The organism is Desulfosarcina sp. (assembly GCF_055467485.1).
The window spans coordinates 1-6,514 of sequence record NZ_JBUOIV010000113.1 but is presented as its reverse complement, the minus strand read 5'-3'; the positions used below and the strand labels follow the sequence as shown (position 1 = coordinate 6,514).

At 58.7% G+C, this 6,514-nt stretch carries 5 protein-coding genes and 1 tRNA gene; 3 read left to right on the top strand and 3 right to left on the bottom strand.

Features of this window, described 5'->3' with window-relative positions; all coding sequences use genetic code 11:
* Positions 1 to 93 precede the first annotated feature (93 nt).
* Positions 94 to 169, bottom strand: a tRNA-Asn gene (locus ACZCED_RS24480).
* 567 nt (positions 170 to 736) lie between these two features.
* Between ACZCED_RS24480 and ACZCED_RS24475 the strand changes: the two genes are divergently transcribed.
* From ACZCED_RS24475 to ACZCED_RS24465, 3 genes are all read left to right on the top strand, one after another.
* Positions 737 to 1,159 (top strand): helix-turn-helix domain-containing protein, encoded by a 423-nt coding sequence (locus ACZCED_RS24475; protein ID WP_462968436.1) that lies wholly within the window; start codon positions 737 to 739, stop codon positions 1,157 to 1,159.
* A gap of 15 nt (positions 1,160 to 1,174) precedes the next feature.
* A complete protein-coding gene (locus tag ACZCED_RS24470) occupies positions 1,175 to 1,501 on the top strand; it encodes a hypothetical protein (protein ID WP_462968435.1) in 327 nt (108 codons plus the stop codon).
* 479 nt (positions 1,502 to 1,980) lie between these two features.
* Complete coding sequence (locus ACZCED_RS24465) at positions 1,981 to 3,756, top strand: sodium:solute symporter family protein (RefSeq protein ID WP_464862055.1); 1,776 nt, start codon at positions 1,981 to 1,983, stop codon at positions 3,754 to 3,756.
* Positions 3,757 to 4,248: 492 nt separating this feature from the next.
* Here the strand turns inward: ACZCED_RS24465 and ACZCED_RS24460 are convergent, their stop codons facing one another.
* Entirely contained in the window at positions 4,249 to 4,980 is a 732-nt protein-coding gene (locus ACZCED_RS24460) for a class I SAM-dependent methyltransferase (protein WP_464862054.1), read from the bottom strand.
* Positions 4,967 to 6,214 (bottom strand): glycosyltransferase family 4 protein, encoded by a 1,248-nt coding sequence (locus tag ACZCED_RS24455; protein WP_462968432.1) that lies wholly within the window; start codon positions 6,212 to 6,214, stop codon positions 4,967 to 4,969. Before ACZCED_RS24455 ends, ACZCED_RS24460 begins: the two co-directional genes overlap by 14 nt.
* Positions 6,215 to 6,514: the final 300 nt, after the last annotated feature.

Below are 6,514 nucleotides of genomic sequence, written 5' to 3'. Positions count from 1 at the left end.
CCAATAACGTCGATAATCATGCTTTATGTTAGGTATAAAGTTAGGTAATAAAATAGGGCTTACAGATTTTTATCTGTAAGCCCTTGATTTGTTTGGCTCCCCAGCACGGACTTGAACCGCGGACCCAGTGGTTAACAGCCACTTGCTCTGCCGACTGAGCTACTGGGGAATATGAGGTTTCCATAGCCGCGGTGACGGCTAAAGAAGCGTCTTAAATAGTCGACCGGGATTTGAATGTCAAGGGCTTTTTTGGGCCTGGAATGGTGGATCGTCTGTCCTGATTCCCTTATTTTCGACAGTTTCTAACCTGCTGAACTTCCTTTTATTTGCTGTCTTTGACGCCCTTTTAAAAGGCCAAGGGAACCATGATTCTGCTGCATCGCCGCCGACCCGTTTTGTGCGATGCCAATTGACCGGTTCCGTACAAACGATCAGGGCCGCGGAGCCAAGGGTGTAACCCGATCGCCGCTTTATGCAGACAGCCGGCGTTCGATGCGGATCGTTCACCCCATCCGGTACATTCAGTTTCCTATTTTGTAAAAAAGTGTTTCTGCGCACCATGCTGTTTTCCGATAGTGCCAGGAAATCAATCGAATCTGGTGTTGACGAGGCGAAATAAAAGGATTATGACTAAGTATATCTGTTTGAATGAAAAAGACAAAAGTACGAATCGATAGTCACGCAGCGCGTCCTTCAACCGCGGATCCACCCGAAATCGCCGCTACAGGAGACCACCATGGAACTAACACTGTCCGAAAAAATCCAGCTTCTGCGCAAACGATCAGGCTTGAACCAGGGCCAGTTCGGCGCCAAGGCCTTCAATACGAGCGTGGAGACCGGGCGGACCAAGATCAAAAACATCGAGCTGGGCAAGCAGAAGCCCACGCCTGACGACCTGGCCCAGATGTCAAAGGTACTGGATGTGCCGCCATCCGTGTTCCGCCAGGGGCAATCGGATGAATCCCTTGACCGGGTTTCGCCGCAGCAGGGGGTGCGGGTGGACCAGGCTGTCCTGGACCGTTTCGAACAGCTGGGCCCATACCTGGAGATGCTCAACCGGGCGGTTTTCATCAACGATGAGGAACTCATCGAACACATTGCCGGCAAACTGTCCGGCGTGTTGGCTTTCAACGGCACCCTCAAGGCGATCAACAATTAACCCGCGGAGGTCGTGATGGACGACAACAACCCCGGTTATTCCTGCATGCGGGATCATTACCTGGAACTGCTGTGGGCCGCGCAGAAAGTCGAGGATCGCCGCCTTACCGAGTTGATTCTACGGCGGCTCAAGGACACGGCCCTAGAAATGACGGTGGCGCCTGCGCCGGCCTGTGAAATCATCCCTTTTCCAAGTACAATTGTCTGTACCACCGGATGTGCCGACGGATATGACGACATCCGTCTGATATGGCCCCGGCAGCCGTTGCGGCATCTGCTCTCCATGGTCTGCGGTTACGCCGCGGTTGTGCTTTTTTTCGGATTCTTCGGAATCGCTCCCTGAAGCGATTTCTTTTGTAGTCATTGCCCGCCGGTCGCAGCGTGCCGTTCGCTCGGGCCGTAGACGGTTTTCAGCCATCCTTGCTTTTTTCGCTCTCACCGAAAGTCAGCCTCCCTGTCTCCGGTTTACCCCATCCGTCCCACCATATAATAAAAATATACGTAAAAATATATTGACAAAAGTAAAAATGTACATTTAGATGCTCATATGTCCTTCCCCTCTCCGGAAGGCTGTCGCCGAAGAGGCGCCACAGGTGCCATGATCCACCCGGCCGTGGATGGTTTCCCGGATTGCTGCCTTTTTCTTACCCTTGCGTCCCAAAACGACCATCGCGGCTGCCGCAACCCCTGCCGAAGGGGATCGGCCACCGATGGCGACCCGGTTGCCCGAAAAAAAAGGTCTGCAAAACCGGGCGCGGCGTTGCCGGCCGGATCAAGGCGATCGACCATCTTGTCCAACCCGTAAAACAGGAGGGCCGTCCAATGAGTGGAACAACGTGGGTATACATCATGCTGGGGATCTATATCGTTTACTGTTTTTACTGGGGGCTCAAAGGGTACTTCACCGAGAAGACCTCGTCGGGATACGCCATCGCCGGCCGGTCGATTCCCTTTTTTGCCTTCCTCATGGCGGCAACGGCGGCGTCCTTCTCGGGCTGGACCTTTGTCGGCCATCCGGGGCAGATCTGGAGCCAGGGCATGGCCTATGCCTTTGCTTCATTTTATGTTCTGACCATTCCCATTACCGGGGCCTTTTTCGCCAAGCGCAATTGGCTGCTGGGCAAACGCTACGGCTTCGTCACCCCGGGCGACATGTTCGCCTATTACTACAACAACGAGGCGGTACGCTGGCTGACCGTGCTGACTGCTTTTCTGTACTCCATTTTCTACTCCGGTCTTCAGCTGATATCGGCGGCCGCCCTGTTTTACTGGGTTGCCGGAGTGCCCCAGACGCTCGGCCTGATTATCATGGCCTTCATCGTCTGGTTCTACGTGGTCACCGGCGGGCTCAAGGCCAGCACCTGGGTGGGGGTGCTGCAGTTCCTGTTGCTGGTGGGAGGCATCATCCTGTTAGGATACTATGTGATCACCTCCGATGCGATCGGCGGCTGGACCGCCTTTTCCCAGAAAATCAAGGCGTTGGACGAGCGGTACACCAAGGTGCCGGGTCTGCTCAATTTCGGCTTGGGCGGCGGCTGGACCGCCGCCATGATCCTGACCTACATGTTCGCCCTCATGGGCATCCAGAGTTCGCCGGCCTTCACCCTGTGGAATTTCGGCATCAAGTCTCCCAAACCGTTGGCCTGGCAGCAGGTCTTCATGTCCACCTTCGTGGTGGGCCTGGCCCTGTTCTATTTCACCGCCTTCCAGGGCCTGGGGGCGAAGATCCTCGAGTTGGAAGGAGTGATCGCCCCCAAGGTGGACGGCGATGTGGTGCCGATGCTCATGACCCAGTTCTTGCCGGGGCCGGTCCTGGGGCTGGTGTTTTTGGGCGCGATTGCCGCGATCCACTCGACAGCGGCCCCGTATATCGGCACCGGCGGCACGATTTTGCTTCGCGATGTCTACTGGCGGTATATCCGCAAACAGGAGGCCAGCCACAGCGAGCAGATCTGGGTCAACCGGGCCTTGTCCACCGCCGTGACCCTGGCGGCAGTGGTGGTGAGCCTGACCGCCAGGGATGCCATCGTCATGATCGGCGGGTTCGCCACCGCTTTCGGGTTTGTCATGTACCTGCTGCTGCTGGGGGTTCATTGGGGCTGGCGGTTTCCCAGCCTGGGGGCCACCCTGGGCATGATCGCGGGGATCGTGGCCTGCTTTTTAACCTACTACGTGTGGCGATACCCGCTCTCCATGCACACCGCCTTCTGGGGGCTGTTCGCCGGTCTGACGGTGGCCTACCTGTGCCGGGGCCTGGGGGCCATTGACAGCGAAGAGACCCGGCAGCGGCAGGCCGAGGTGCGGTCGTGGCTGGACAGCGTGGACGGACCTTCGGAGAACGGCAAGAAATGGCGCAAATGGATGAAGATTCTGGTCCCCATCTGGTTCTTTTTTGCCATCGGCCCCGCCTGCCTGCTGGGTAACAAGGCCTTCTCCTTCTGCGGCTTTCCGGCCCTGTGGTCCTGGCAGATTGTCTGGTGGATCCTGGGGATTGTCATGATGTGGGCCCTGTGTTTCAAGGCGGAGATGTCTACCACCAGCGACGAACAGATCCGGCGGGCGGACGATGAGGAGATGATCGTGATCAAGGAAGTTTAGCTATTCCAGAAACGGATATTTTGCCTGACATCTGCGTTATACGAAAAATTAAATCCTCGGAATATCCGCCATATGCCTGCGGTTTAATTTTTCGAAAGCCTTGATCTCGGGCAAAATCCCTCGTTTCTGGTCGAGATCCACAAAAGCCGTCTTCTATGACACGCCGATATTTCGTAATAAATGTGGATCCTCGATTTGAGGACTTCGATACCGGTCATCCCGATCGTTGAACCAACTATCAACAAGGAGTGATTAAATGAAAAAAGAAGATATGTGGCTGATCATCGTGATCGCCTTTTCAATCGTCTGGACCGCCGCGTTCGGCTGGGGTATTTTCGGATAGGTGGCGGCAATGCATCAGGAAAGGCGCAGGCGGGTCGGTCAACGGCCGCCTGCGCCTTTGTTGCTTGAGGCCGGGGACGCCGTCCTGGTTTCGCCGGAGCGCAACGGCCGGCAAGATAACCGGTGGTGTGGATCACCGCCTGACCGCCTTCAGCCGGAACAGTTGTCGAGCCATTCTTTCTGCAGGTACAGCACCACGCTTTTACCCAGCAGCGGATTGAGCAGGCGATCGATCAGCCGGGTCACCCACGGCTTTTTCATGATGTCCCAGACCAGCAGGCGGTGGTAAAGGTTCACCGCTGCCGAGTCCGTTCGCGTCGGGCCGACGAAGCACTTGAGCCACCAGTAGGGGGTGTGGATGCTGTGGGCGTAGTGATGCCCCAGAAAGCGCGTGCCCGCCCGTTCCAACCGGTCGATCAATTCGTTTTTGCGATAGATGCGCACGTGGCCCTGGTTGGCGTTGAAATACGCGTCGGAAAGCGCCCAGCAGATGCGCTCGGGCAGGTAGCGGGGGACGCTGACCACCAGCGGCTTGCCATGCTTGAGCACGCGGATGATCTCCCGCATGGCCGATTCGTGGTCATCAATGTGCTCCAGCACCTCACTGCACACGACCAGGTCGAAGCAGGCGTCGGGGAAGGGCAGGCCGGTCACGTCGGCCGCCGAAAGGCTCCAGCTGCCGCCCCCGTGTTCGCCCAGCCGGTCGTGGAAGCGGAGCCGCTCGCGCGCTTCTTTCAGATCTGCCGGGTTCAGGTCCGCGCCGGTCACGCGCACGCCCTTCAGCCGGTAGGCCGCGCAAGTGTGGCGCCCGGAGCCGCAGCCGATGTCCAGGATGCGATCGCCGGGCCGGACGGCCAGGCGGGAGAAATCAACGGTAATCACGGATGGTCTCCCGGTAGGCGTCGGCGGTCTTTTCGGCCGCGCGCTGCCAGGTAAAGTGCCGCTGCACCCGCTGGTATCCGCGGCGGCCTAGCCCGTTTGCGTGCTCCGGCTGGTCGAGCATGTCGACGATGGCCCGGGCCAGGGCCATGTGGTCTTTCGGAGGGACCAGGATTCCCGCGTCACCCACCACCTCGGGCAGGGCGCCGCCCGTGGTGCTGATCACCGGCACACCGCAGGCCATGGCCTCGCCCGCCGGCAGGCCGAACCCTTCGTAAACGGATGAGACCACCGCCATGGCCGCCCGGGCATACTGGCGCACAAACTCATCATCGCTGATGCGGCCGGTAAAGGTTATTGCATCGCCGATGCCCAGGCGCCGGATCAACCGGCTGATGCCGCCGTTTTTCTTGGGTGTCCCGACCACCACCAGCCGGATGGCCCTTTTCCGGGAGATTTCCGCCACCGCATGCAGCAGGTAGTAGAGCCCTTTGAGCGGAACGTCGGAACTGTTGGTGACGATGATGCGGCCCGGCTCCCGCCGGATTTCGGGGATGGGATAGAACAGCTTGGTGTTGATGCCGTTGGGCACGACGGCAAAGCGCTCCAGGGGGATCTTGAAGTCCCGGGCGATGTCCGCCCGGGCACACTCGGAGACGGTGATGATCCGGCGCAGGGTGCGCGATACCCGTTTCTGCATGCCGATGAAGGAGAACCAGCGCAGGTGTTTGAGCTTTTTCCAGAAAGGCCGCACCGCGCGCACGGCGATGTCCCGGTCCACCGTGATGGGGTGATGGATGGTGGCCACGGTGGGGATTTTTTTGGCGATGGACCAGATGCCGTACGAGAGGCTCTGATTGTCGTGAACGATGTCGTAGCGGTGCATCCGGGTGCGCAGAAAGCGCTGGGCGCGGATGCCGAAGGTAAAGGGTTCGGGAAAGCCCATGGTCGACACGCCCGCCCATTCCATGATGTTGACCGGGTCGGTCAACTCCTTGAGGGTGGGAACCCGAAACAGGCTCTCCGGGTTGTAAAGGTCCAGGCAGGCCGGCCGGTGAATGGGGATGTCCGGGTCCAGGCCGGGATCCGGCGGGCCGGAAACCACTTCGACGTGGTGGCCGATATCTTTGAGCGCCCGGCTCAGATTCTTCAGGTAGACACCCTGGCCGCCGCAGTGGGGGTTGCTCCGGTAGCTCAGCAGGCAGATCTTAAGGGGGCGTTCCAGGCTGCGATTCATAAGTGCTTAACAGGTCGTCCTTCCCATGTGGAAAAATAGAACCACTTACCGCCCGGCCGTGGCCGGCGTCAAGTGTTTTTCATGGATATAGCCAGACCCGATCGCCAATCCAAAAGGGCGTTGTCCGCATGGCGGTGAAGGTGTATGGTTACGGACAGAGGACAGAGGACAGAGGACAGAGGACAGAGGACAGAGGACAGAGGACAGAGGACAGAGGTCGGAGGTCGGAGGTCGGAGGTCGGAAGTCGGAAGTCGGAAGTCGGAAGTCGGAAGTCGGAGGGCACAGGGCGGTAGCGTCTG

What these genes read in the sequence shown, in the direction of transcription:
- ACZCED_RS24455 (WP_462968432.1), bottom strand. Translation starts at nt 6,214, where the DNA reads ATGAATCGCAGCCTGGAACGCCCCCTTAAGATCTGCCTGCTGAGCTAC.
- ACZCED_RS24470 (WP_462968435.1), top strand. Translation starts at nt 1,175, where the DNA reads ATGGACGACAACAACCCCGGTTATTCCTGCATGCGGGATCATTACCTG.
- ACZCED_RS24465 (WP_464862055.1), top strand. Translation starts at nt 1,981, where the DNA reads ATGAGTGGAACAACGTGGGTATACATCATGCTGGGGATCTATATCGTT.
- ACZCED_RS24475 (WP_462968436.1), top strand. Translation starts at nt 737, where the DNA reads ATGGAACTAACACTGTCCGAAAAAATCCAGCTTCTGCGCAAACGATCA.